Origin of the sequence: Amphibacillus sp. MSJ-3, assembly GCF_018919165.1 — a bacterium.
In the GTDB taxonomy this organism is placed as follows: Bacteria; Bacillota; Bacilli; order Bacillales; family Amphibacillaceae; genus Amphibacillus.
Window position 1 is genome coordinate 1 of the sequence record NZ_JAHLQM010000007.1, and the last position, 26,239, is coordinate 26,239.

Annotated in this window: 27 protein-coding genes and 1 other RNA gene; 4 read left to right on the top strand and 24 right to left on the bottom strand. The window is 34.8% G+C overall.

The features are described from left to right. Window positions 1-371 precede the first annotated feature (371 nt). Both KQI76_RS03385 and KQI76_RS03390 read left to right on the top strand, forming a co-directional pair. A complete protein-coding gene (locus KQI76_RS03385; RefSeq protein ID WP_216398902.1) occupies window positions 372-572 on the top strand; it encodes a cold-shock protein in 201 nt (66 codons plus the stop codon). A 47-nt stretch (window positions 573-619) separates the two neighbouring features. Further along, window positions 620-1,039 (top strand): ribonuclease HI family protein, encoded by a 420-nt coding sequence (locus KQI76_RS03390; protein WP_216398903.1) that lies wholly within the window; start codon window positions 620-622, stop codon window positions 1,037-1,039. Here KQI76_RS03390 and KQI76_RS03395 read toward each other — a convergent pair. The 8 genes from KQI76_RS03395 to KQI76_RS03430 all read right to left on the bottom strand — a co-directional run bounded on the left by KQI76_RS03395 (window position 1,017) and on the right by KQI76_RS03430 (window position 6,734). Further along, on the bottom strand, window positions 1,017-1,286 hold the full coding sequence (locus KQI76_RS03395) for a DUF6123 family protein (RefSeq protein WP_216398904.1): 270 nt from the start codon (window positions 1,284-1,286) through the stop codon (window positions 1,017-1,019). The two genes, KQI76_RS03390 and KQI76_RS03395, sit on opposite strands and share 23 nt — an antisense overlap. A gap of 372 nt (window positions 1,287-1,658) precedes the next feature. After that, entirely contained in the window at window positions 1,659-3,146 is a 1,488-nt protein-coding gene (locus tag KQI76_RS03400) for a carboxypeptidase M32 (RefSeq protein ID WP_216398905.1), read from the bottom strand. Window positions 3,147-3,154: 8 nt separating this feature from the next. Continuing rightward, window positions 3,155-4,297, bottom strand: a complete 1,143-nt coding sequence (locus tag KQI76_RS03405; protein WP_216398906.1) for a THUMP domain-containing class I SAM-dependent RNA methyltransferase — start codon at window positions 4,295-4,297, stop codon at window positions 3,155-3,157. A gap of 129 nt (window positions 4,298-4,426) precedes the next feature. Next, window positions 4,427-4,819: RNase P RNA component class B (gene rnpB, locus KQI76_RS03410), an RNA gene on the bottom strand. A 181-nt stretch (window positions 4,820-5,000) separates the two neighbouring features. After that, on the bottom strand, window positions 5,001-5,297 hold the full coding sequence (gpsB, locus tag KQI76_RS03415) for a cell division regulator GpsB (RefSeq protein ID WP_216398907.1): 297 nt from the start codon (window positions 5,295-5,297) through the stop codon (window positions 5,001-5,003). Between the two features lie 70 nt (window positions 5,298-5,367). Beyond that, window positions 5,368-5,925, bottom strand: coding sequence for an SLOG family protein (locus KQI76_RS03420; protein WP_216398908.1), 558 nt, complete (start codon window positions 5,923-5,925; stop codon window positions 5,368-5,370). A 111-nt stretch (window positions 5,926-6,036) separates the two neighbouring features. Next, complete coding sequence (locus KQI76_RS03425; protein ID WP_216398909.1) at window positions 6,037-6,297, bottom strand: CotD family spore coat protein; 261 nt, start codon at window positions 6,295-6,297, stop codon at window positions 6,037-6,039. An 86-nt stretch (window positions 6,298-6,383) separates the two neighbouring features. Beyond that, window positions 6,384-6,734, bottom strand: coding sequence for a DUF1798 family protein (locus KQI76_RS03430; protein ID WP_216398910.1), 351 nt, complete (start codon window positions 6,732-6,734; stop codon window positions 6,384-6,386). 676 nt (window positions 6,735-7,410) lie between these two features. Here KQI76_RS03430 and recU point away from each other — a divergent pair. Together recU and KQI76_RS03440 are read left to right on the top strand one after the other, a co-directional pair. Beyond that, complete coding sequence (gene recU, locus KQI76_RS03435; RefSeq protein WP_216398911.1) at window positions 7,411-8,004, top strand: Holliday junction resolvase RecU; 594 nt, start codon at window positions 7,411-7,413, stop codon at window positions 8,002-8,004. 17 nt (window positions 8,005-8,021) lie between these two features. Beyond that, window positions 8,022-10,538 carry a PBP1A family penicillin-binding protein gene (locus KQI76_RS03440; RefSeq protein ID WP_216398912.1) on the top strand — a complete coding sequence of 839 codons (2,517 nt, stop codon included), beginning with the start codon at window positions 8,022-8,024 and terminating at the stop codon, window positions 10,536-10,538. A gap of 39 nt (window positions 10,539-10,577) precedes the next feature. Here the strand turns inward: KQI76_RS03440 and KQI76_RS03445 are convergent, their stop codons facing one another. From KQI76_RS03445 to KQI76_RS03520, 16 genes are all read right to left on the bottom strand, one after another. Beyond that, the gene (locus KQI76_RS03445) at window positions 10,578-10,937 is read right to left on the bottom strand and encodes a YpoC family protein (RefSeq protein ID WP_216398913.1); all 360 of its coding nucleotides are present in this window, start codon (window positions 10,935-10,937) and stop codon (window positions 10,578-10,580) included. After that, the gene (gene nth, locus KQI76_RS03450; RefSeq protein ID WP_216398914.1) at window positions 10,934-11,596 is read right to left on the bottom strand and encodes an endonuclease III; all 663 of its coding nucleotides are present in this window, start codon (window positions 11,594-11,596) and stop codon (window positions 10,934-10,936) included. Before nth ends, KQI76_RS03445 begins: the two co-directional genes overlap by 4 nt. A 30-nt stretch (window positions 11,597-11,626) precedes the next feature. Continuing rightward, complete coding sequence (locus tag KQI76_RS03455; RefSeq protein ID WP_216398915.1) at window positions 11,627-12,313, bottom strand: DnaD domain-containing protein; 687 nt, start codon at window positions 12,311-12,313, stop codon at window positions 11,627-11,629. Between the two features lie 486 nt (window positions 12,314-12,799). Continuing rightward, window positions 12,800-14,092: an asparagine--tRNA ligase gene (gene asnS / locus KQI76_RS03460; protein ID WP_216398916.1), complete on the bottom strand. Its 1,293-nt coding sequence runs from the start codon at window positions 14,090-14,092 to the stop codon at window positions 12,800-12,802. A 23-nt stretch (window positions 14,093-14,115) separates the two neighbouring features. Then, window positions 14,116-15,303 (bottom strand): pyridoxal phosphate-dependent aminotransferase, encoded by a 1,188-nt coding sequence (locus KQI76_RS03465; RefSeq protein WP_216398917.1) that lies wholly within the window; start codon window positions 15,301-15,303, stop codon window positions 14,116-14,118. 14 nt (window positions 15,304-15,317) lie between these two features. Next, window positions 15,318-15,848 carry a cell wall elongation regulator TseB-like domain-containing protein gene (locus KQI76_RS03470; RefSeq protein WP_216398918.1) on the bottom strand — a complete coding sequence of 177 codons (531 nt, stop codon included), beginning with the start codon at window positions 15,846-15,848 and terminating at the stop codon, window positions 15,318-15,320. A gap of 378 nt (window positions 15,849-16,226) precedes the next feature. Beyond that, window positions 16,227-16,982: a ComEC/Rec2 family competence protein gene (locus KQI76_RS03475; RefSeq protein ID WP_216398919.1), complete on the bottom strand. Its 756-nt coding sequence runs from the start codon at window positions 16,980-16,982 to the stop codon at window positions 16,227-16,229. A 57-nt stretch (window positions 16,983-17,039) separates the two neighbouring features. Next, complete coding sequence (gene dinG, locus KQI76_RS03480) at window positions 17,040-19,775, bottom strand: ATP-dependent DNA helicase DinG (protein ID WP_216398920.1); 2,736 nt, start codon at window positions 19,773-19,775, stop codon at window positions 17,040-17,042. A 296-nt stretch (window positions 19,776-20,071) separates the two neighbouring features. Next, window positions 20,072-21,073: a biotin--[acetyl-CoA-carboxylase] ligase gene (locus KQI76_RS03485; protein WP_216398921.1), complete on the bottom strand. Its 1,002-nt coding sequence runs from the start codon at window positions 21,071-21,073 to the stop codon at window positions 20,072-20,074. Then, window positions 21,049-22,254 (bottom strand): CCA tRNA nucleotidyltransferase, encoded by a 1,206-nt coding sequence (locus tag KQI76_RS03490; protein ID WP_216398922.1) that lies wholly within the window; start codon window positions 22,252-22,254, stop codon window positions 21,049-21,051. The genes KQI76_RS03485 and KQI76_RS03490 overlap by 25 nt, the downstream gene beginning before the upstream one ends. 3 nt (window positions 22,255-22,257) lie before the next feature. After that, entirely contained in the window at window positions 22,258-22,665 is a 408-nt protein-coding gene (gene mgsA, locus KQI76_RS03495) for a methylglyoxal synthase (protein ID WP_216398923.1), read from the bottom strand. Window positions 22,666-22,701: 36 nt separating this feature from the next. Beyond that, window positions 22,702-23,505, bottom strand: coding sequence for a 4-hydroxy-tetrahydrodipicolinate reductase (gene dapB / locus KQI76_RS03500; RefSeq protein ID WP_216398924.1), 804 nt, complete (start codon window positions 23,503-23,505; stop codon window positions 22,702-22,704). Continuing rightward, the gene (locus KQI76_RS03505; protein ID WP_216398925.1) at window positions 23,505-23,855 is read right to left on the bottom strand and encodes a nucleotide pyrophosphohydrolase; all 351 of its coding nucleotides are present in this window, start codon (window positions 23,853-23,855) and stop codon (window positions 23,505-23,507) included. The genes dapB and KQI76_RS03505 overlap by 1 nt, the downstream gene beginning before the upstream one ends. A gap of 167 nt (window positions 23,856-24,022) precedes the next feature. After that, on the bottom strand, window positions 24,023-24,253 hold the full coding sequence (locus tag KQI76_RS03510; RefSeq protein ID WP_216398926.1) for a hypothetical protein: 231 nt from the start codon (window positions 24,251-24,253) through the stop codon (window positions 24,023-24,025). Between the two features lie 60 nt (window positions 24,254-24,313). Continuing rightward, the gene (lhaT, locus tag KQI76_RS03515; RefSeq protein WP_216398927.1) at window positions 24,314-24,901 is read right to left on the bottom strand and encodes a lipoprotein heptaprenylglyceryl N-acetyltransferase LhaT; all 588 of its coding nucleotides are present in this window, start codon (window positions 24,899-24,901) and stop codon (window positions 24,314-24,316) included. Between the two features lie 594 nt (window positions 24,902-25,495). Next, window positions 25,496-26,074, bottom strand: a complete 579-nt coding sequence (locus KQI76_RS03520) for a ReoY family proteolytic degradation factor (RefSeq protein ID WP_216398928.1) — start codon at window positions 26,072-26,074, stop codon at window positions 25,496-25,498. Window positions 26,075-26,239 lie beyond the last annotated feature (165 nt).

The window sequence follows — 26,239 nt, forward strand, 5'->3', positions numbered from 1 at the left end:
TTAATAACGTCACACTACCTAAACGGCGAGCAAGCGAAGCGCGGTAGCTAATGGTGTACAATATTAGAGTGTCTAACTTACTGTTATGAAAACAACATCGAGAAAATATTGACACATACTTTTATTTTGCTTGACTTGACCTTTTAAGTTGAATAAGCTACGATTAATATAAGCAAATAAGATGTATAGGGTCTTGTTTTAGCCTTAATCGAAGCGGTATAGGAGCAAAGATCCTACCCTTCATTAGGGCTATTTTTAGTTTAGTCACAAAAGCTTTACTTCAATCATTTATTAAATGAGGTTTTACCTTATGTCATCTTACTTGTAATATTTTTTTCACAAAATGATATGAATTTAGGAGGATTTTGTACATGCAAAACGGTATTGTCAAATGGTTTAACGCAGAAAAAGGATACGGGTTCATCCAATTAGAAGAAGGCGATGATGTATTCGTACATTATTCTGCCATTCAAGAAGAAGGGTTTAAAACACTCGAGGAAGGCCAGGAAGTAACTTTTGAAATTGTCGAAGGAGAGCGCGGTCCTCAAGCTGCAAATGTTGAGAAAAAATAATGATCAAAACGGTGGCCCTTGCCACCGTTTTTAAGGTTGTGGTTATGATGTTAGAAATATATGTAGACGGTGCTTCTGCTGGAAATCCCGGACCAAGTGGGATTGGGTTTTTAATTAAAAATAAACAAATCTATCTAGAAAACTATGTTTATATTGGACAAAGCACAAACCATGAAGCCGAGTTTAAAGCCCTAATTTACGCACTTAACTTCTGTTTGGATCATTTTCCTAACGAGATTTTGTCCATTCGATCAGATTCTAAACTTCTTGTTGATGCCATTGAAAAAGGCTATGTAAAAAAGGAACCCTTTCAAACACTGCTTAGAGAAGTTCAAGTTAAAATGGACTTCTTTCCTTATTGTTTTATTAAGTGGATTTCTGATCAACAAAATAAGCAAGCCGATCGTTTAGCACGACAGGCCATTCAAACTAAAGATACTAAACTTAACGAATGCCCTTCTGAATAAATAACTCTTTAGCTTCTTTAATGTTTTCAACTTGATATTCTTTAAGTAACTCAAGTAAGCCAATATAAAAAGATCCATCAAATTGAAATTGTAAACGTAAGGTTGTTTCTAAGGCAATCTGAGCCATTTGATCATTTGCATTGGTATATTTTTTCCCAAAATATATAAAGCGCACCTGCTCATCAGATAGTTTAAAACCTTTCGACCATAAACGTTCAAGATAGTCGGCTAGTGCGAGATCTCCCAACCCAATCCCCTCTTCTCTATACCATTAGGTATTTTCTCTAGTATACATTACTCTCAAAGAAATGGGAAGCCTTTTAACGAATGTCTGTTCCCTTCCTTGAGATTATATTTAAAATTGTATTCCTACTTCTATTTTTAAGGTAACATTTAATTACCATAGATACTGACGTAACAGCACTTTTGTATATTCCTGAACTTTAAAAAATAAGAAAATCCGAGCAAAAGATAAAAGCAACCTGTCGTAATATCATTACAGCAGGCTGCTTTCCCATCCAAATTTCAAATGCTTCAGCTTCATAACTTCCTTGATCAACATCATATATTGTAAGTCCTATTTCCTATGCTTCTGATAAACCATTCCCGCAATATAGTACTAAAGCTGATAAATATCTTGGTATTTTGAAGTTAAATAATTAATGAGGTAGTTTGGATTTAAACCTTCTCCTGTTACCTGCTCAATCATTTCTAATGGTTGTTTCATTTTGCCATGACGATGAATTTGTTCTGTTAACCAAGCTTTAATTGGCTCGAAATCACCAGAGCAAATCATACTATCTAGGTTTATTTGATTCTGGATCCTAGCGTGTAATTGAGCAGCATACATATATCCTAGCGCATAAGTAGGAAAATAACCAAAGTCCCCGGCTGCCCAATGGATATCTTGTAAAACACCTTCACGGTCATTTGTTGGTTTAATGCCTAAATAATCTTCCATCTTTTGATTCCAAGCCTCGGGTAAGTCCTTCACTTGTAAGTCACCATCAATCAAAGCCTTTTCTAACTCATAGCGAATAATGATATGCAATGAATAGGTCAATTCATCGGCCTCGATTCTAATTAAACTTGGCTTTACTTCATTAATCGCACGATAAAACGATTCGAAATCAATATTTTGAAAAGGTGCTGGCGCATATTCTTTAAATAATTCGAAATGACTTTGCCAAAATGAACGACTACGCCCAATAAAGTTTTCCCAGAATAAGGACTGGGATTCATGAATTCCCATTGATGCACCTGTTGCAAGAACAGTTTGATAAAGATCCGGATCAATATTTTGTTCATAAAGAGCATGTCCGCCTTCATGAATTGTACCAAAAATGGCTGTTCTAAAATCTTCTTCATCAAATCGGGTTGTGACCCGTACATCGTTAGGGTTAATCCCGATAGCAAATGGATGAATGGTCTCGTCTAATCTACCTGCGTCAAAATCATAGCCCATTTTATTTAAAATAGCTAAAGAAAACTTTTCCTGAGCTTGTTTAGGAAAGTGGTGTAATAATAAAGTTTGATCAATATTAACTTTAGACCGGTTTACTTTTTCTACCAATTTAATTAGCTCTGATTTTAACTGTCCAAATACTTGATCAAGCAATTCAGTTGTTAAACCTGGCTCATAGTCATTTAATAGGCCTTCATATTTATTTTCTTGATAACCGCGGTAAACGGCAAACTTTTTATTTAATTCAACAAGTTTTTCTAGATAAGGCTGAAGGATTGAAAAATCATTTTTCTCTCGGGCTTCTTGCCAAGCAGTTTCTGATTGGGAACTCAGGCTAATAAACTCCACTAATTCTTCTGTTGGGATATGTCGGTATTTTTGATATTCTCTTTCGCATTCTTCAAGCGCTTTTTCAATAATCGGTGATGTCTTCTCCGTTTTTAATTGGTCGATTAGTTGCTTCATTTGGTCAGAGGTTTTCAACTGATGGACATGTTTAGCTAAGTAGCCAAGTGCTTCAGATCTTTGATTGGCGCCTTTTTTAGGGATCTTAGTTCTAAGATCCCAATTAATTAATGCGATTGTTTCAGAGTAAGCAGTTATTTCTTTCATTAAATCAATAAATTTGTCCTCGCTAGTCATCTTTTCATTCAGTCCTTTTTAATAAATTTACCAAAATATTGATAATAGTCTACTTTTATAAAACCATTAAATAGTTTTCTTTTCTTCGTCGCTTTAGCACCATATATTTTTTCGAAATCTTCATTTGAAGTTAAAATATAACTGCTCCAGCTTGGGTTCTTTTGCATGGCTTGCCCCAAAGCCCGATAAATATGAGCAACCTCTTCCTTATTATTTAACCGTTCACCATATGGTGGATTAGTAATTAGGTAGCCGTTATTCTTTTTCGGATGGAAATCTTGTGCATTCATCTGTTTCCAATTGATTAAATCAGCTAATCCAGCTTCAACAGCATTCTTTTTAGCAATTTCAATCACCTTAGGATCAAGGTCTGAGCCCGTAATATCTAATGTTTGATCATAGTTAGCTAATTGTTCTGCTTCTTCAAAGGCAGCTTCCCATAGTTGATCTTTAATCAATGGCCAATCTTCACTTATAAATTCACGATTAAAGCCCGGCGCGATATTTTGGCCAATTAAAGCAGCTTCAATTAAAATGGTTCCTGACCCACAAAATAAGTCCACTAAAGGATAGTCAGGTTTCCAATTTGTCAATTGAACAAGTGCAGCTGCCAAAGTTTCCTTTAAAGGTGCCTCTCCTTGCCCGACTCGATAGCCTCGTTTATGTAAACCCACTCCCGATGTATCAAGAGTTAATGTCGCAATATCTTTTAAAAGTGCAACCTCAATGCGATAGGTAGGACCTGTTTCTGGCATATGGAGGGCTACTCCGTGCTTCTGCTTTAGCTTTTCTGCAACAGCCTTTTTAACAATCTTTTGACAATTAGGAACACTAAACAATGTCGATTTAACGGATTTTCCAATCACAGGAAATTGGCCATCTTCAGGAATATAAGCTTCCCAATCCAGGGCTTTTGTTCTTTCAAAAAGGTCATCAAATGTTTTTGCCTCAAATTCACCGACAATAATTTTCACACGATCTGCTGTTCTCAACCATAAATTACAGCGTGGAATTGCAGCTAAATCGGCCTCAAATATTACCTTTCCATTTTCAACGCTAACTTCTTCATAGCCTAAGGCTCGTACCTCTTTGGCAACAATAGCTTCCAATCCCATTGCTGCAGTTGCTAATAATTTAACTGTTTTCTTCATCCGATCCCTACTCTCATTTAGACAATTTATCAATATGATTTATTTACCCATTTAATAAAAATAAAAAAACCCCCAGTGACTAGAATTGCCATTGGAAGGTTTACCTAAACATCATCAGACCAATGAATGTTTTATAAGCCATGTTCTGTGCTAACGTACTCATACGGTGGTCAGCCTCGTACAGTTAGTCGTAATCATCTATCTACTATTCCAATTGTGAATAGTCCTTGTTTCGGTTCATTTCCCTATTCCAAGATGCCCCTACCATTATTTGGGTTGCTCACTCGCGGGGTTTACCTCGTTCCACCTAAATTGTTTCCAATTTAGCTACGTCACTGTGGCACTTTTATAGAATGCAGGCATATCTAAGAAATAGACTTAGCCTTTATTCCCGCCGTAAGTTGAAGATCAACTTCCTTGATTTATGAATTCATCAAGCACGAACACTACAAGCATCTCAGCCTGTGTGAGCATGGACTTTCCTCTATAAACATCAAGTGCTTATAGCGATTACTAAAACATTCATTATTAATGATCTTTCTAAAAGCTATAACCATTATAGCACATCATCAATGATTAGACATCAACCAAATAATACTAGTTCCCCTCTACTTTACTGGATCTAGGACGCCACTTCTTGAAGGAGGGAAACATTGAGCAAAACAACTAAGCAATAAGTATTTAAACTAAGTGAAGCTTCACTTTATTCGCTCGTATATTTCTTCCCAAAAACCGCCTTTTCAAGGTTAGATACTCGTTTTAAAATATCATAATTTACTTGATGATTTGATGGTGCCATTCTTGTTCTCGTATGTTCTGTTCTTGATTTTAATGCTTGATTTTCTTTTATTAACTGATCGATTTGTTGATTAAAAAATTCATAATCTTGAATAATTATATCTAGGAATTCATCTACTTCTTCTTGATTGTAACCTCTCATGGCCGTTTTAAAGTTTTTATCTAAAATATCTTTTGCATTTAATTTATTTTCAGCGATCATTATTCTCACCTCATATTTAACAACACTTTCTATATATTTTTTCAAACTTTCATCAAATTGTCAATTAAATTTAGTATGTCAAATCATTTTCCTGACTTTCATTAAGGATCTCATTTAAATCAAGGCTTGTTATATATTCGATCGGATAATCATGAATATCACTATATTTCCGTGCTTCCTCTAAAAAATATTGTACACTTCCTGGATAATCACTTTCAACAAGAACTAAGCAACGATCACTTTTATCGATCAACCATTTATTTCTAGCTTCAAATTGATAAGGACCTATATAATCAGCATTATACAATGGTGCATAATAATCAGCAAGATGAATCAGTCTTTGATATAGTTCTCGATCATGTTCTGACCACTTTTTGTCCTGGTTGTTAAAGGGTGGAATAATCGCATACTTAATATCATATTCTTGTTTAAGCTCGTCCACTATCTCGCATGTCCACAGTTCAACACCTAATTGACCTGAAGTAAGAATCCATTCACCACCATTTTCAATAAAATTTACAATTCTTTGTCGTAATGCATACTTTATATAATCAATTCTTTGGTCATTAGCTGATCTTACATTTAATTCATACGATTTATATCCCGTTACTGCCATGATTTTAGCCATTATTGCAAACCTTTCGTTAATGATAATAGTTGTTATGGGAATATTATAGTATATTATAGTATCATTTGGGCAAAAAAAGAGCTGGTTTAATTACCCAGCTCCTTTTTTTGCTTATCTTGGCCAATTAAAGCCGGCATTTCCGTAATTGGGTGGCCAAGTTTGCCCTCCGAATACATTCGTCTGATTAACCGTTTGTCCCCACGATGTCGACTGTGGGTAAAAATGTGTATTTTGGACAGTATGATGATCCGTTACTGTCGTGTGCGTAGGGTGAACATAATTTACTTGACTATAACTACACGTATTTACGCATTTCTGTTGTGTAGGGCAAACTATCGTTTTAACTGGTTGTTGACAATTTGGTCTCCGCATTATAATCCCCTTTCTATACTTGATTCATAATAGCTTATGAACAAGTGACTGGGAGGTAGCGGGCTTTTAGCCATAAAATCGCTATTTTAATAATTAAAATCCTTTTTAATTAATTCACAAACATAATTTATCGCTTGCTGTAACTCCATATATCGTTTTGGCTTGACATCGATATAATAACTATGAAGTAAAACAAGCTCAAAGTTCTCGCGTGTTGACTTAATTTGCTGTGGGTGTATAAGAAGTTCCCTTTGCTTTATAGCCGCTAGACTTTCTTTTTCCCATCTTTCAATTAAATTAAACAATGGTTCCGTTTCAGTTTTTACAATTTCAAAAAAACTAGGATCTCTTTGGTCAACCGGTTGTTGATTATTTATAAAGTTTTCTTTTAAACGAAGACTGGCTTTTTGTAATTCATTCGTTAGTTCCATTAACATATACCTCTCACCTTTCAGTATTACTTTATCACCATTAGCCAACTTCGTAAACAACTGAGCTCTTCACTATCTTCTTTGAATAATGGATTTAAACGCTTATTAAATAAAGAGTTGCTTTAAAGAAAGCTCACAAATTTTGATTTCTCAATTTTTTTAAACTATAAAAATATTGCAACAAACGGACTTTACATTTTTGAAAAAAGTTCTTTCGTTCTGCTTTATGCTTGAGTACAGATAAATGGTGATCATACTTTAGGCAGGATTGAAGACATTCCTTATGGCTCGAATGGATGAATGACTGGGTTTGTACAGTAAGCATATTCTCTATTTTAACTAATTGTGTATTTAAATTATGCAATTCTTCGATAAATAGGCCAACATTTTTAGAATTAGACATAAAATCAACCCCTCTTCATTTGATACATACTTTATTATGGATGAAGCTCAAATACTCCTGCACCATTGACAAAACTAGTGTTGATCCAACAAAACTAGTTAAGATTCAATTACAGAAAACAAATTATATCTAGCCTATTTTCTTATACAAATGAAAAAAGTTGTTCATAATAGGGTATATACAAAGAGTAGGAATTTGTTTTTAATAGTAGTCTATCATTTTAGTTCTCAAAATAGTCGTTTATCTGATATGATAAGATTAAGCAGGAGGAGAATTAAAATGAATTACCCGAATGGAAAAAAGCATGTACTTAAACAAGTAAAAACAAAAGCTGAACGTCAACAAACTTTTAGTAATCGTGGGATGACATTAGAAGAGGATATTAATCAAACCAATCGTTATTACTTAACGCATCAAATTTGTGTGATTCATAAAAAACCAACACCTGTTCAAATTGTCAAAGTTGATTATCCAAAGCGAAGTGCTGCTGTAATTAAGGAAGCTTATTTTAAACAGGCCTCTACCACGGACTATAATGGTGTTTATTTAGGCCGTTATCTAGACTTTGAAGCGAAGGAAACCAAAAACAAAACGGCTTTTCCCTTAAATAATTTTCACGACCATCAGATTGAACACATGAAAACAGTAGAAAAACATGGTGGCATCGTTTTTGTTATTATCCGCTTTTGGGCCCATGATAAGACTTTTTTAATTCCTGCAGTGAAACTTTTTCCACTTTGGGATCGTCAATATAAAAATGCAGGTAGAAAGTCAATCCCTTATCAATTCTTTCTTGATGAAGGAGCTGAAATACCAACAAACTATCCTGCGATCATTGATTATATTAAAGTCATTGATCAATTGTTTTTTTAGAATGGAGGAAGATGTGTATGGTGGATCAAAGCCAATCACGAGTTGCTAGACGACAAGCAGCTAAAAAAGCCAAAAAAAATAAAACTTCAATATGGAAAAAGATAGGTTTACTTATCTTAGGTTTATTCATTGCAGTTGCTATATTTGGGATTGCTTTATTTAGCTATTACATTTTTACAGCACCTAAACTTGATCACTCGTTACTAACTGAACCTGCCTCAACAAAAGTTTATGATATAAATGAAGATTTGTTCGGTGATCTCGGCCAAGAAAGACGAACTAAAATTAGCTATGAAGACTTACCAGACAGTTTAATCAATGCTGTTTTGGCAACTGAAGATGTAAGGTTTTTCAAGCATTCGGGAATTGATATTAGACGGATTACTAAAGCAGTAATTTCTAATCTAACGAATGGATTTGGTTCTGAAGGTGGTAGTACAATTACGCAACAAGTTGTTAAACGTTCATTATTAACCCCCGAAAAGACGATGAAAAGAAAAGTTCAGGAACAATGGTTGGCTCTACAATTAGAGAGGGCCTATGAAAAAGAAGAAATATTAGAAATGTATTTAAATAATATATATTATGGCGGAAAAGCTTTTAATGGTGCTTATGGTATAGCGACTGCTGCTGAAATGTATTTTGGGATCACGGATCTAGAAGAATTAACTTTATCCCAAACAGCCTTACTTGCTGGTTTACCTCAGCGCCCTTCTGCCTATGATCCAACGGTGAATCCTGATTTAGCACAAGAGAGAATGAATACCGTATTAAGTTTAATGGTTAGACACGGAAATATCACGCAAGAAGAAGCTGACGAAGCTGCTGAGGTTAATGTAGAGGATATGTTAAACATTCCTGAAATAACGCAAACACCTTATCAAGCTTTTATCGACCAAGTAAGAATTGAAGTTGAAGAGAAATTAGGTGCTGATATTTATAATGACGGTTTAGAAATATATACAACACTAGATCCTGATGCTCAGGAGCATGTTGAATATGTTCTATCTGATGAAAGTCCAATCGCCTTTCCAGATGATGAGCTTCAATCCGGACTTGTTGTCCTCGATACAAAAACAGGTGCCATTCAAGCAATTGGTGGAGGAAGAAACCGCGAGACTGGTGGCTTTAATATGGCAATTCAAGCTAAACGCCAACCCGGATCAGCTATTAAGCCGATTCTAAGTTTTGGCCCTGCAATCGAATATTTAAATTGGTCTACCTATCAACAAATTGATAATAGTGGTCCATTCGAAATTGCCGGTAGTAGTGAAGTTAAAAATTGGAATAGTGAATATGGTGGCCATGTGAGTGCTCGATACGCACTACAACAATCTTTAAATGTTCCTACTTTGCATACCTTGGAGGAAGTAGGAATTGCCCAAGCAACAGAATTTGCTGAAGGAATCGGTGTCCCTATCCCTGAAGATGGATTGAATATTCGTGATGGTATTGGTGGTTCAAAACTAAGTATGTCTGCATTAGATATGGCAGGGGCATATTCAGCCTTTGGGAATGATGGGATATATAATGAACCTTATGCAGTCACAAAAGTTGTGTTTGGTGATGGACGAGAAGAAAACTTGAAATCAGATCCAGTTGCCGCCATGTCAGATGCAACTGCCTATATGGTTACTGATATGCTTCGTTCCGTTGTTCAAAATGGAACTGGGGCAGCAGCAAATATCCCTGGTCTTCCAATGGTAGGTAAAACTGGGACAACCGATAATAATGTTGATATTTGGTTTACTGGATATACAACAAATTATACAGTCGCTGTTTGGTCGGGATATGAAGATTCAACCCGATCAGTACCATCAACTCATACAACGGTATCGAGACAACTCTTTAAAAATGTAATGACTGAAATATCCGAAGGTGTTGAAACAGCTGATTTTGAAATGCCTGACTCGGTAGTTCGTGTAGAAATCGAGCGTGGAACTAACCCGCCACAACTACCAAGTGAGTATACACCTGATTCACAAATTTCTGTTGAATTATTTAAACGTGGCTATGAACCGAAAGAACGATCAGAACAGTTTGATAAACTTGATCCTGTAACAGGTCTAGTAGCTGAGTACGATGAAGAAGCTAATCAAATTGAAATCAAGTGGGATCATTCAAATGAGGAAGATGTCAATTTTATTGTTAAATATGGTAAGGAAGGTTCAACAAGCAACGAATCGCAGACGTCAGATCATTCGTTTACGATTAGTCAGGTTGAGCAAGGTGTCACTTATACAATTGAGGTGATCGCCGTTAATTCTAATAGTCCCGATTTAACAAGTGAAGCAAAACGAATTGAAATTAGAATCCCCGAGGTTGTTGAGGAAGAACCAGAGGAAGAAGAGGAAGAAGAGCCGGATGAACCGGATGAATCAGAAGAACCAGATTCTGATGAAGATAATGAGGATGAAACACCAATCGATGATGAGAATAATGATAATAATGAAGAAAATAGCGATGAAGATATAGAAGATGATGCTGTAGAAGACGAAGACACAGGAAATCCAGACACCGAAGATAATGAATAATAATAAATAAAATGACCCCTTCATATGATTGGGGTCATTTTATTTATCGATTGATTGTTTGCGTCGTTCAAGAATAGCTAGTTTAGCAAAGAGTTTCGCTAGTTCATTATATAGAGCATTAAGTTGGATAAATGCATGATATTGGGTCAAATTAGTTTTTACATAATTCATTCGTTCAAAACAATTGATCGGTTTATTTATTAAAAGATCAATCTCTTCAAGTGGAATTTCCTCATCCCATTTTTTACCGTTCAAGTGATATAATCGTTTAAGAAATAAATCACTTTGCTCGATCATAATTGGTTTCGTCTCATTATAAAGCTTTTGTTGAAAAAGTTTAGTTAATCTATCCGCATGTTCTTTCCAATCATCGATCCAATGATCGTCTTCTAAGCTCATTTTATCCCCCGCTCTCTTTGTTTCATGATTTTCTTCCCTTCACGGCAAAGTTCTAATAAATCACAGTGCTCACAATTAGGCGTTCTAGCTTTACAATGATAGCGTCCGAAAAAGATCAATCGGTGATGAGTGACGCTCCATTCTTCAACAGGGACTTTCTTCATAAGTGTTTGTTCGACTTCCAAAGGAGTGTCCTTCCATCTGCAAATCCCCAATCGCTTTGTAACCCGTTCAACATGAGTGTCAACGGCAAGAGCGGGGACACCAAACGCAACAGACAAGACAACATTAGCTGTTTTTCGCCCTACCCCAGCTAATGACTCAAGTTCTTCTCTTGTTTGCGGAACCTCTCCATCAAAACGCTCAACTAAAGTTTTCGATAATTTTTGAATGTTCTTTGCTTTATTCCGAAATAATCCGATTGACTTGATATCATCTTGTAACTCTTCCAAAGGTACAGCTAGATAATCCTCTGGTCTTTTATACTTCTTAAATAATTCCCTCGTAACCTTATTAACATGTTGGTCGGTTGCTTGTGCAGATAATAAAACCGCAATTAAAAGTTCGAATGAATTATCATGAATTAATTCAGCTTTAGCATCTGGAAACATTTCGGCCATCACATCTAAACAATAGCGAATTTGTTTTTTATTTAACATCTCTTCTCTCCTTGCAAACAGCTATATTGCTTATTCATTATCTTCTAGCCAGTTATAGTATACAGACGGATCTTGTTTTACCTTTGATTGGTCTGGGGTGGATTTTTGAACATGAAATGCTTTAGCTTGTTGCCTTGCTTGTTCAACTGAATGGATCCCTTTTCGATTCCACTCACGCAATATTCGATCGATGTAGCGGAAATTTAATTTGCTCATCAGCACAGATTCCCGTAAAGCTGCCTTAATTAAAGCAGGCTCAATATTTTCCTCATCAAGCCACACATTAATCATTTCAATTTCAATCGGGGATAGCGCTCGACCGAATTCCTGTTCAAATAAAATAAAAACATTCATCATATTTTCATCTAAATTATCAGTTGTTCTTTTAATGGGTTTATCTTGATATAATTTAGCCCAGAGTGGTTCAAGAGAATAACGTTCATTAACGATCCCATTTTCTGTTTGTAATTCAACAATCGTTAATAAATCTTTTTGAATTAATTGTCTCAACAGTTGACTACATTTTTGTTCATCAATTGACATTAATTCTGCTATTTTTAAGGGTGTGGGGAAAAAAATCCCTTCTTGAATAAAGCGATGAATATGCAAAATGATGACTAGTTCCTGTTCATCAATAGCCAATTGTCGATAACTATTTAATAATTTCTTAGAGATCATCATTTGATCAGAAACCACAGTTTGATATAATTCCTTCATAATTGTCACCCCTACTCTCTATCATATCATATTTTACTATCAAAAAAAGATTAGCTAGATGCCCAATCACCTTTCTATTAGTAAAATAAGTAAAAAAGGGCTGAGACAAACCAGTCCCTAATAATGAAAAATGATTCTGATTACATGGAAATTGTAATTAGAACCACCTTTCCCTGTTTTATATATTTCAAGACGCAGTTTAGCCTTCAAAAAAAACAAAAGAACAGCTCAACATCAATTTTTTCCTTGACCATAGGTTTCATCGGTCTTTTCTACTGTAAGCCTTCTTCTCACCTATTCTTTTTGTGTTTCTCTTATGAAACACTATCAAGAGCGTCAACCAAGTGATTGGAAGGTCGGATGGCGCCTCCTATGGGAAAAGTGCGAGGTTGTGACGAAGCAGGATATCAAAAAGGAATCCAGTTTTTAATGGATTCCTTTTTAATTTTAGCTGTGTTATGTCCCAGCTTCTTTTCAATAAATAATTTATGGATAGAGTCGATTGAGTAATCGTGGAAATGGGATTGTCTCTCGAACATGATCAACACCACAGAACCATGCGACTGTACGTTCTAAACCTAATCCAAATCCTGAATGCGGTACACTTCCATATTTACGCAATTCTAAATACCAATTGTAAGCATCACCAGTTAATCGATGCTCATCATAGCGTTGTTCCATCAATTCTAAATCATCAATTCTTTGTGAACCACCAATGATTTCACCATAGCCCTCCGGAGCGATTAAATCTGCACATAAGACAACGTCTGGTCGTTCTGGATCTGGCTTCATATAAAAGGCTTTAATACTTGCAGGATAGTGGGTAATAAATACTGGTTTATCAAAATGCTCAGCTATCGCCGTTTCATGGGGAGCACCAAAATCATCGCCCCAGTCAATATCATCAAAACCTTTTTCTTTTAGTAATTGAATTGCTTCATCATAAGTAATTCTAGGAAACGGTGCTTTAATATTATTTAGTTTATCTAAGTCACGGTTCAGTGTATTTAATTCAAGTTGGCAGTTTTTTAATACTGATTCAGCTAGATAAGTTATATAATTCTCTTGGATACTTAAACTTTCCTCGTGATCAACAAAAGCCATTTCTGGTTCCATCATCCAAAACTCAATTAAATGTCGACGTGTTTTGGATTTTTCAGCACGGAACGTTGGTCCAAATGAGAATACTCTACCAAAGGCCATCGCCGCAGCTTCCAAATAAAGTTGACCACTCTGGGATAGATAAGCCTCCTCATCAAAATACTCAGTATGAAATAGCTCTGTTGTTTCTTCTGCTGATGTTGCGGTTAAAATCGGTGGATCAATTTTAACAAAGTTATTATCATTAAAAAATTGATATGTTGCTCGAATAATTTCATTACGAATTCTCATTATCGCATGTTGGCGTTTTGAACGTAACCACAAATGACGATGATCCATTAAAAATTCAGTTCCATGTTCCTTTGGTGTAATTGGATAATCAACAGATTCGTGAATGACTTCTATATGTTTAACTTGCATTTCAAAACCAAATGGAGAACGAGTATCCTCTACAATCGTTCCCGTTACATATACTGACGTTTCCTGAGTTAATCCTTTAGCTAATTTAAAGGTTTCCTCATTGACTTCAGCTTTCACAACAACACCTTGAATGAAGCCTGTTCCATCTCGAAGTTGTAGAAAAGCAATTTTCCCACTGGATCGTTTATTTGCTAGCCATGCGCCGATAGTCACTTCTTGATTTAAATAATTTCTTACTTTATTAATTGTTGTCTTCACTAGTTAGTCCTCCAAAACTTCTCTTATATTTGCTGATGTCTTATAATAAAACGTTCAATACGATGGATGGCTTCTTTTAATTGATCTGATCCGATCGTATAAGCTAGTCTAACGTTTTTTGGAGCGCCAAAACCTGTCCCAGGAATTAAGGCAACCTTTTCTTCTTCTAGAATTGCTGTTACCCAATCTTCAACTGAGTCAAATCCTGTGCGTTCCATAGCTTCTGTAACATTTGGGAATAGGTAAAAAGCACCTTGTGGCTTGACACATGTGACACCAGGTAATTGAATAAGCGCTTGATAAGCTGTATCTAATCTCTCCTTGAATGCAACTTTCATCTTTTCAATTTCATGATCATTAGCTTGGTAAGCTGCTAATGCCGCATACTGAGAAGTAGTCGTTGGATTAGAGGTTGCATGAGAAGCTAAGTTTGTCATTGCCTTTATAATTGTTTTTCTTCCACAAGCATAACCAATTCTCCACCCAGTCATTGCATGAGATTTTGATACACCATTAATAACAACTGTTTGCCTTTTTAATGCTTCTGATAATTGGGCTATGGAGACATGTGCTTGATCTGTATAGGCTAATTTTTCATAAATTTCATCTGAGATAATAATTATATTATGTTTTAAGCAAACTTCTCCTATTGCCTGCAATTCTTCTTCGCTATACATCATCCCCGTTGGATTATTAGGAGAATTTATAATAATTGCTTTTGTTTTATCTGTAATGACCTCTTCAACTTGTTTAGCTGAAATTTTAAAGTTATTTTCTTCTTTACCTTCAATAAAAATGGGTTCACCTTCAGCGAGTTTAATTTGTTCAGGGTAGCTTACCCAATAAGGTGTTGGAACAATCACTTGATCCCCCTTATTTAAAATAACTTGGAATAATGTATATAATGCATGTTTTGCACCAGTTGTCACGATAATTTGATCTGCTTGGTAGGTGAGTTGATGATCACGGTACATCTTGTCCACGATTGCTTCTCTTAACTCAAGTATTCCACCAGAAGGTGTATATCTTGTTAGGCCTGTATTCATTGCTTCTTCCGCTGCTTGAATTATATACTTAGGCGTATTAAAATCAGGCTCTCCTGCTCCTAAACCAATGACGTCATGACCCGAATCTTTCATTGCTTTAGCTTTTGCTGTGATTGCTAGGGTTGAAGACGGTGTTAAATTTTGCACTCGATTTGATAATTGCATACCATCACCTTTTCTTATTTTGATTTATTTGCAAACGAAATTCCACTGTCATATTCTCCATTGTCTAAACGATAATAATCATAACTAAGACGTTTACTTTGATCAAGGTAAACAACTTCCATTAGTGGTATTTCATTACGTATCCCATATTGTATTTGATATATTTCTTGATAAGAAGTTTGTTGAGTCCACTTTTCTATAATCTGATCTTCCGAGACCAAGTCGTCTTTTGAAAAAACAATTAAATCTGCATCTTGATCTGTCTGATTAACAAAGATTACAACATCAGTTCGATCTTTCATTTGCCCTTCCACAACATGAAAATAATTTGTTCCATGATAACGTGAAATTTGATCAATCGTGGATAGCTCTAGCTCTTGATTTACTCGTTCTTCTGTTTTCGTAAAATCAGCTTTTTTACCATTCGAAATATTTATATATAAGTAAACAGAATAAATAACCAAGCTTATGATGATAAGGATGATGAGAGTTAGGGAAATTTTTACTCGATTTAAGCTCACTGACTGTGATGGATTAATTCTCATCATTCTCCACTTAAACCTATACCGTAAAATAGGTAATCTTTTATTATTAAATTATATTGCTTTAAGTGATTGTTCAGATAATTTATGGATAATTCACATTTCCGTCTACTTTGACTTTCCACCTTTTTCTTACTATCCCTAAAATGAATGCTTTTGAAAGTCATAGTTTTACAGGAATGGACTTCTTTGCGCTCTTTATCCTTCTTATTGAACACGCACTTTAAATAACCAGATAAGTTAATTAAACCTCGCTTAGTTCTCATCATACTCCCCAACCTTCTTTATTAATATTGAATGGTATAAAAATCATAATTCTTATCAGCCTGTATCCATTATAGCAGTATTTTGCAAAAAAACAGTATTTGGTTTTTAAAAAAATTAGACATCTAAATCATATTCTGAACCTTTAAAGCGAATGATGACTGGGCCAACATCTGACAATCGATAAACATCAATCCAATTTTCATCTAAATAAGTGATGAACAGAGGGTCTGGACTAACCCCCTCCAATGGAAAGATAATGGCAGCATGTGGGTTAATTTTATGCCAAAATCGATGACTCGGTTGAAACTCTACCCCAAAATGAGCAACTTTGACAATTTCGACTCGGTAATTTTCAATAAACGATAAATGATCATCGGTTAGATTGGTTCGTCCTATAAATAATATCGCATGATCGACATAAGTCAATAAACTAGTTGTAGAGGTTTGGTGATCGTCTATTGCAAGAACATGGAATTTTAATGAATCAGATAAAGAAATCGCCATCCCTTCATATAAAGGGGAAGATACGGCTTTTTTTAACTGATCTGTATGCTTAATATCATAAACTTGTTTAACATTATACATTTCCATTAGCCACGTTTTATTGTCTCTGTATGCAGGATCCTGATCAGTTATAATGAGTATTTCAATTTCTTTGACACCTAATTTAGCTAATTTATTTTCTAAATAATCCCTACTCTTTTCTGAACCGGAATTAATTAATGAATATTGATTGTGTTCATTTCGTACTAATGTAGCCTCACCATCTGGTAATTCTAAAAAATAAACAATTACATCTGCTTTATTTGAAAAAGATATGAGTAACGGGCTAATGATTAATAATAGATAAAAAGGTAAGTTGTTTTTCACATCTTTCACCACCTGGTTTTTATCTATTTATTATGATGCAAAATCAAGCTTTACATACTAAAGCCAGTTGCTCGCAATTTCTAATAATTCGTTTGTTCTACGATGAAAAATAGGGACATTAGGAATCGAATTTATAAATGCTTGTCCATAGTCTTTGGTCATCAGGCGATCATCACAAACAAATATAATCCCTCGATCAGATTGCGAACGAATCAATCGACCGAATCCCTGTTTAAATCGAAGCACTGCATTCGGCAATGACAAGGATAAAAACGGGTTTTGCCCCTCTTGTAGTAGTAATTCATGCTTCTGTTTGATAACAGGATGATTAGGTGAGTCAAATGGTAGGCGTACCATGACAATACAGGATAAATCGCTCCCGGGTATATCTAATCCTTCCCAGAATGCATTTGTCCCTAATAAAATCGACCGATTAAGGCTTTGAAAGTTCTTCTTTAATCGTTCATGACTACCACTTGAAATTCCTTGGGCAATAAGTATATAGTCATCATCAAATAAGTCGCGCAACAAATAATAGGCCTTACGCAATAGTTCGTAGGAGTTAAATAAAATTAACATTCGTCCATTAATTGCATTAGCCAAAGTAAATATAGCTTCACATGTCGCCTCAATAAAAGGATCTAGATCATTGTATTCCGCAATTGGAAAATCATTTGGAATTAACAATTTTACTTTATCCTGATAAAGATAAGGTGATGATACTTTACGTTCAATCATTTCTTTATTTTCCATTCCAATCTGACGCTTGAAAAATTCAAAGTGTCCTGAAACGGATAATGATGCACCCGTCAATACTATACTATTCATCTTATCAAATAAAGACTGTCGTAAAAACTGTGCGGTATCAATGGGGTGTTGATATAAATAAACAGCATTTTGTGATCCAGCTCGTTCGATTTCAATCCAATTAACGCTCTTATTAATTGCATCACGATTAAAATAATCCCGTAAAGTAATTTTTATATTTGTTAGTTCTTGAATAAAATGGACTTTTTTTGTTTGTTGGTAATTTTCTAATGTCACTTGATTAAGTGATTGAATTAAATCATGAATTGTAAATTGTAATCTTTCAGCCATTTCAATTACGACGATCCAATCAGAATGATCTTCATAATCAATCATATATTGATATCTACCCTGATCATTTTTATTGGTCACCTTCTTACGATCCTTATTAACTAGATGATAGAGATATTGATAAAATAATTCATTTTCTTCTATCGACAAAGTCACTAATTGATTTAATTTCGATTTGTAATCATGATTTTCTAATTGTAATTGATCAAGAAATTGTCGGATTGCTTTGAGCTTTTTATGACTCGATAAATAATCTAATTGTAAACCAAACCGATCAGCAACAACATGTTCTAAGTGATGTGCCTCATCGATAATGATTTTAACATTCTTATTAATAAAATCGTCTTCTCTGAACATTGAATCGGTTAATAATGAATGGTTGATAATTAATAACTCAGCCTGTTCAGCTTGCTGTTTAGCTGTTTGATAATAGATATCTGCCTGATCCTCCTGTTTGGATATAGAAGAAAGGGCATTATAAGCTGAAATGCGTTTGAAAAGCCGATAGCCACCTGAAGGCAATTGCACTTCGTCAATATCACCAGTATTTGTTTCAGTTAACCAAACCATAAGGATAGCCTTGGTTAAAACTTCATCATAATTATGACTAGGATCATATAGAGCTTGACTAAACAATGCCAAGTTTAAATAATGCTGTTGCCCCTTTAAAACCGCGACTTGGCAATCAAAGGGTAAAGCATGTTTTAATTGATTCCACTCCTGATTATATAGTTGCTTCTGTAATTGATTTAAATATGTACTAATAATGACTTTTTCATGATGATGAACAGCATGATAGCATGCAGCAATAAGATAAGCTAATGTTTTGCCAGCCCCAGTCCCCGCTTCAATGATTGCATGTTGATCACTTTGAAAGGCATGATAAATATACTCAGCCATTTCTCTTTGACCTGGCCGATCTTCAAATTTAGAAAATATATTTTTGAATGGGGTCTCCTCAGAAAATAATAGGTCTAACAATTCACCAAATGAATCCCTTGTTTCTATATGAGTTAATTGTTCTTGTTCGATAGGTTTATAGGCAAGGTTATATGCGTAATTAAAGGATTTATTCAACTCATATTTCATTTCAGTTTTATCACATTGATTAACTAAAATTGTATTTAAATCACTTTTCAGATTAGGTTCTAGAAAGATTAACTGTCTGATCGTCGTTAATGGTAATTTATTCAGCTTATTGAGCAAATGATCTAATATCTTCGCTGTTACATACGCATCTGATAATGCCCGATGGGGATCATCATGTTTTAGATCGAGCCATTCGGATAACTGTGCGAGTTTAAAACTAGGTGCTTGTGGTAATAAAATTCTACTTAATTCAACCGTATCAATAACAGGTTGTGTGATTGGTGATAATCCTGCCTGTTTTAATTCATAATTAAGAAAGCCTAGATCAAACGGAACATTGTGTGCTACAAAATAAACTTGATCAAAATAAGCATAAACCTCATGGGCAACCTCGGCAAATGTAGGTTGGTCAGCTACCATTTCATTTGTAATACCAGTTAAGTAACTTATAAATCTAGAGATATGTTGTTCTGGATTTATTAATTGATTATACTGTTGGACAATCTGACCGTCTTGATAAATAACAATTGCAATTTCAATAATCCGGTCACCTTTATTTACTAAGTTCCCTGTTGTTTCTAAATCAACGACAGCAAATTTATTCATTCTATATCAGCTCCATCTTTTATCCCACCTTAACAAGCCGTCAGATCTCACTATGATAGGTCATAAATGGCATATCAAGTAGCATAAAAGTATCTTCACCCTTCGATGAAGGACATTTTCATAGCGAATCATATCATCAATAGTCATATTAATTGTTGATTGATAAGCAGGGGCAATCCTTCCTATAGAATCACCAATTAAAAATCATATCGATCTCAGCTTTTTTACTGTTTTTTTCAGATGGACAATCCTAAGCTATGATCATCGTAATTTTTTATCATTTTAGAAAAACAAATCTAGTCTTCAAGCCTTTCGACCTCCGAAAACCAATCGATTTTAGCTGAATAAAGTTTTTGTTTTTCCTGTTTTTGATTCTCAACAATTAATGTGCCATCATAATCAATGCCACGGAAAATACCCTCGTTAACATTGCCATTAACTGTGTAACGAATTGTTTCACCCAAGCGATAAGCATATGCTAACCATTTCCTTCTGATTGGTTCAAAACCATTTGCTAAGTAATCATGGTAACTTGCTTCAAAGTTTGTTAATATCTCTTGAATAATCTCTTGCTTTTGATAAGTTTCCCCTGTTTCGATTTTTAACGACGTGGCAATAGTCTTGATCTCATGGTTAAGATCCTCTACTGATTGATTAACATTTAAACCAATCCCAACTACAACATGATGAATTTCATCATGTTCTGCTTGCATTTCAGTTAAAATACCAGCAATCTTTTTGTCACCAATTAAAAGGTCATTTGGCCATTTAATTGATGGCTTAATTCCTGTTACATTTTCAATTGCTTGCGCAACAGCTGTAGCCGTTAATAGGGTAAGTTGTGGTGCTCTAGTTGGTATAATCTTTGGACGAATAACAAAACTAAACCAAATCCCATCAGTATGATCAGAATGCCATTTATGCCGAGATCTTCCCCTACCTGCCGTTTGTCTTTCGGCCACAATAACAAGACCTTCTTTTGCTCCTAATTGAGCTTTTTCCATAGCAAGACCTTGGGTAGAATCAAGTATAGGATAATGTTCTAATTCCTTCCCAAGCCATTTAGTATTTAAACCCCAATATAATGTATTCTCACTCACTTTATTGGGTTGAGTGAGTAAACGATAGCCCTTATTTGGGACGGCCTCGAATTTATAGCCATCTTCCTCTAATTGTTTGATCTGTTTCCAAACAGCCGTTCTAGATAGTTGTAATTGCTCTGAAAGCCATTGTCCTGATACAAAAGATTCAGTATGACTAGATAGCAATGAAATTAGTTTTTCTCGGGTGGATGACACGATAATAGCCACTCCTTTATCCGATCTTTGTCATTAATTAGTTTATTTTCAATAATGCCGCGTTCAATATCTTGCAAATATTTCTTTAGCCATTCTCCCTTTGGACGATTTGGATATAAAGCAACTAGGTCATAACCATTTAGTTGAATTTCCTGACGATTTTTTATGGGCAATTGATGATCAATTTCGATTATCTGCTTTTTACTAATCGAGTGACCTAAAAAGTGCTCGACAAGTTGAATGAAACTGTTTATTAGCGTTTCTGGTAGTCGATAGACTAACCAAGGCGTTAAACCATCTCGCTCATATTGGTCAACTAGCTCCACTAACAATTCACCTTTTTTTAATTCTTTATTCGCTAAACGGTAAGTTTTACACCATTGTTTAATCGTTATTGTCCGATCAACACTTAGATATAAATAAGAAAAAACATCAACCAATTGATTAAATGGTTTCTCAATGACTAATAATTGATTTGTCAAGTTAATATTGTCTTTGAAAATTGGTAAATATTTAAATAAATCGCTTTGGTATCCATACCAAATTGCCTTTTGTACCGCTTGTCCACTAAATAGTTTATCTAATTCAATTGTCACGCGTTCAATTGACAGTTTTTCAATCAGGGCTATAGTTGCTTTCATATCATGCCAAGTTAGGCGATCAAGTTCAAAATTCAGTTGACTAACAAATCGAATTGCACGAAGGATTCTTAATGGATCTTCATGAAAGCGTTGAACTGGCTTACCAACAGCCCGAATTAATTTGTTGTTTAAATCCTCTTGTCCAGCAAATGGATCGATAAATAAGCCTTCGCTGGTCAAAGCAATTGCGTTCATTGTAAAATCTCGCCTTGATAAGTCAAGATAAATAGACTGCACGAATTCAACTTGATCAGGATGGCGGAAATCAGAATATCCTTTCTCTGATCGAAATGTTGTCACTTCATATGACTGATTTAAATAACGAACAATCACTGTTCCATGTTCAATCCCCACTGGAATAACTTGTTCGAAAATGGTTTGAATCTCTTTCGGTGTCGCCGAAGTTGCAATATCAATATCATTGATCGGCTGATTCAACAAATAATCACGGACAGCACCACCAACAAAGTATGCTTGAAAACCAGCACGCTGAATCTTCTGAATAACTTCCTTTGCTAATTCAAAATCATCTTTGTTCATTTTTTACTCTTGTTCATCTTGAAGCAGTTCGCGCCAATTCAAGAAACCTGCTTCTAGTGCTCGAATCATAACTTCAGCTCCAGCTAAATTCGTTACTAAAGGGATTTGATAAACATCGCATAAGCGCATTAAGGCACTAATATCAGGCTCATGTGGTTGAGCTGTTAAGGGATCTCTAAAAAAGATGACCAAATCCATTTTATTATCTGCAATTCTAGCCCCAATTTGTTGATCGCCACCAAGTGGACCCGATTGAAAGCGATGAACGGATAATCCGGTGGCCTCAACTATTTTTTTCCCTGTTGTTCCAGTTGCAAATAATTCATGTCGACTTAAAATGTGTTGATATGATATAGCAAATTGAATAATCGCTTCCTTCTTCTTATCATGAGCAATGAGCGCAATTCTCATTAATTGTCATCTCCTTTTTCTTTAATTATATTACTTTTAGTCTATCATTAAATGTTCCAATCCATAAACCAATTCTGTCAATTGCATAACATGATCAATGGCAAATTTAATTCCAGACATAAATGATTCGCGATGAAATGAATCATGTTTTATTGTTAAGTTTTCACCAGGACCAGCAAAAATCACTTCCTGATGCGCGACTAATCCAGGTAAGCGTACGCTATGGATTCTCATTCCATCAAAATCAGCACCTCTAGCACCAGTCATTATTTCTTCTTCTTCTGGATGCCCTTGTTTTTTAGAAGAACGATTCTCTTGAATTAATTCCGCCGTTTTTATGGCTGTTCCTGAAGGGGCATCGACCTTTTGATCATGATGTTTTTCGATAATTTCAACATCTGGGAAAAATTTCGCTGCCCATTTTGAGAATTGCATCATCAATACAGCACCCATGGCAAAGTTAGGGGCAATAATCCCACCTATTTGTTTTTCAATTGCTAACTCAGATAGATCTTTAATTTGTTCCGCTGTAAAACCAGTTGTACCGACAACTGGGCGAACACCGTTTAGAAGGGCCGCCTTTGTATGTTTATAACCTGCCTTAGGGCTAGTTAAATCAATTAAAACGTCTGGTGATACTTCTTTAAAGCAAAGATTAATATCATTATAAAAAACGGCATCTGACTTTATTAAGCCTTCAACGTCACTTACCTTTTTGCCTGTATTTCTTTTATCTACACAGCCAACTAATATCAAATCTGGTTGTTTGTCAATCATACGCAATGCTTCACTTCCCATTTTACCACTAGCACCCGCTACGACAACTTTTATTTGATTCACTATCTTTCACGCTCCGTTTCTATTTTTGTCCAACGATTCTTATCCCGTGTTTCAATTTTTGTCATTGATTGGTCAAAGGCTTGTGCTAAATCAATATTAAGCGAATTTGCAAAGGTCAGCATGACAAAAAACAAGTCACCTAATTCATTCTCAATCGTGTTTTCTTCCTCACTGTCCTTTTTTGGTTTTTCACCATAATAATGATTTACCTCTCGGGCGAGTTCACCAACTTCTTCAGAAAATCTCGCAATCATAGATAAAGGGCTAAAATAACCTTCCTCAAATTGTGAAATATATTTATCAACACGTGCTTGCATCATACGAACATCGTTATGTTTTACCTTTGACATCTTCCAACCTCACTTCTCATTTTTATCCCTTCAACCTAACTGATTTTTTAATACATTTCTATTATAGCCATCATTTTTATTATTGTACAAAAAAAGACATGATCTGACAACGGTCAGACCATGTCTTTCTTTTGATAAAAAGCTGCCTATCTCCCTAATCCCTTTAGCTATCCTTCTTTAAAATCATCATTATCATTTATAATTTTGTTTACTTTTGGTGCTGATTGATGAGACCGACTAGATTGATACAATTTAAACATTGCATAACTTAAACAGACAATGATGAAAGCAAAAATAATTAATGCTGCATTTAATAATTCAATTCCTTGAAAGGCATCATCTATTGCGGTTTGTTTACTCGAAACGAAGGCAAGAAAATGATTCACTAATCCAAGCATTTGAATAGCCTCCCATGTTTTTGTTATAGCCTATTCAAATAAACCCGAATCAGTGTTTCATCAATAAATAGTCATCCTCCTTTTCTTAATAGATAAATAATAAGCCAATAAAATGGAAATAATACTTAACCAAAAAGTAAAATAACCTATTTGATTTATATATAAGTCTAACGAATAGTAACGCGGCATCATCATAAAAACATAATCTATAAAATCATTATGTAATGTCCAAATAGCAGTAAGAACCAAATGTTTTAACTTAAATTTATAGATTGGGGCGTACAGTAAGCCTTCTATCGCCATCGCTCCATGTGAAGCAATCAGCATATATCCTTGTAGCGATAAATCTCCTTCTATGATGAGTACAAGTATATTCATGATAACTGCCCAAACTCCATATTTAAATAAGGTAACCATTGCTAGTGCCTCAATATAAGGTACATGTCGACCAAATAGATAAAAACCTAAAAAAAGTGTAAAAAATAAACTTGCTGTTGGACTATCAGGTACGAAAGGAAGAAAGATAGTTGGTGTGGAGGCAAGTTGATCTCCATACCAAATATAGCCATAAATAGTTCCCAATAAATTAATAATGAATAGACAAATTAAAAAATTTCGATCCTTTAAGATTGAATATAGCCAAGACATAATTACAAATCCTTTCAAAGAAAATATTAAAAATAAACTTCTCATAAATGATGTTAATTAATTTTTCATCTTTCTCTGAGTATTAGATGGACAGATTGGGGTTTATTTACTGTTGATCCAGCTTTTTAGTTGATGGTTCCTCTATCGGATTGAAGGAAGGTTATCAGTCAATCAACTTGCTATAAAGCAATGCCTAATCTAAAAATAACCTATGAGAAATGACCATTTAATTTATAACAATTATACCAAGCTTTATATATATGTAAACTCTCCCGGATTCATCTAATGCCTGATCAAATTAACTCTGTCAATACAGTTTTTAATCATTATCTATTCTCATCTTCTCCACAAAAAACTGTCTAGAATTTCCCAACTCTAGACAGTTTCAACTTCCATTTACCGTTCGTGAGAAGCTTTTTGCGATACGATAACATTTGGGGACTGTATCTGAGGCATAATTAATCGGCGCAAAAGCCAAGAAATAACTTACTGGAGCATTTTTGTGGTTATCCGTCTCAACGAAATGTTTGTATCCCTTAAACTCTGTAAATTTAGTTTTAGTGGGTTGATCATTAACCCAGCATAATAATCCACCTATTGATCATCTATAAATAATCGATCCGCATCATAGTCATCATTGAGCTTTTTTAATCTATTTGCATAATGTATAAAACGCTTACGATCTTGATGATCAAGTGCATAGTCAACTTTATCCATCAATTGTTTCTTTTCAGCTTCAAATAAGGTAAAATTTAAAAATTCCTTAGCCAATTGTTTTTCTCTCTTTGTAATAAAAAAATCATCAGGTAAAAAAGGATTATCCTCTAATACGGCACTATACTCTGCGCTTTGATGTGAGTTCTTAAATGACAATTGAATATATATTGGCTCATGGCGATTTAAACGGATATCATGAAATGACTTTTCTGCATCTGTCGTCACAATATGATCTTTATAAAATCGGAAAGCTACTTCAGAAGAACATTGTGTTGAAATAATCATCCCTCGCGGGCAAAAACGCGCCTCCCTAATAAAGTGGACATTATTCAATAAACTGTCATGATTGATTAAATAATTTAATATCCAGACACTTTCTCGTTTTTTCAACTGATAATGTGCTAAAAACCAATTGATAAATACTTTTTTATCTTGAATCGATATTGACGTACTCAACATCTCCCCTCCTATTCATTAGGAAAGTTACCACATCTGTTAATCAAATATATTTCATAATCACCTAACAACATATCAAGTAAACCTTCACTGGCCCGAGATCCATTTGGTGTTAGATGAGTGAATCGGGCTTTTCTGACTGCTAACCCCTGCTTATAATCCTCT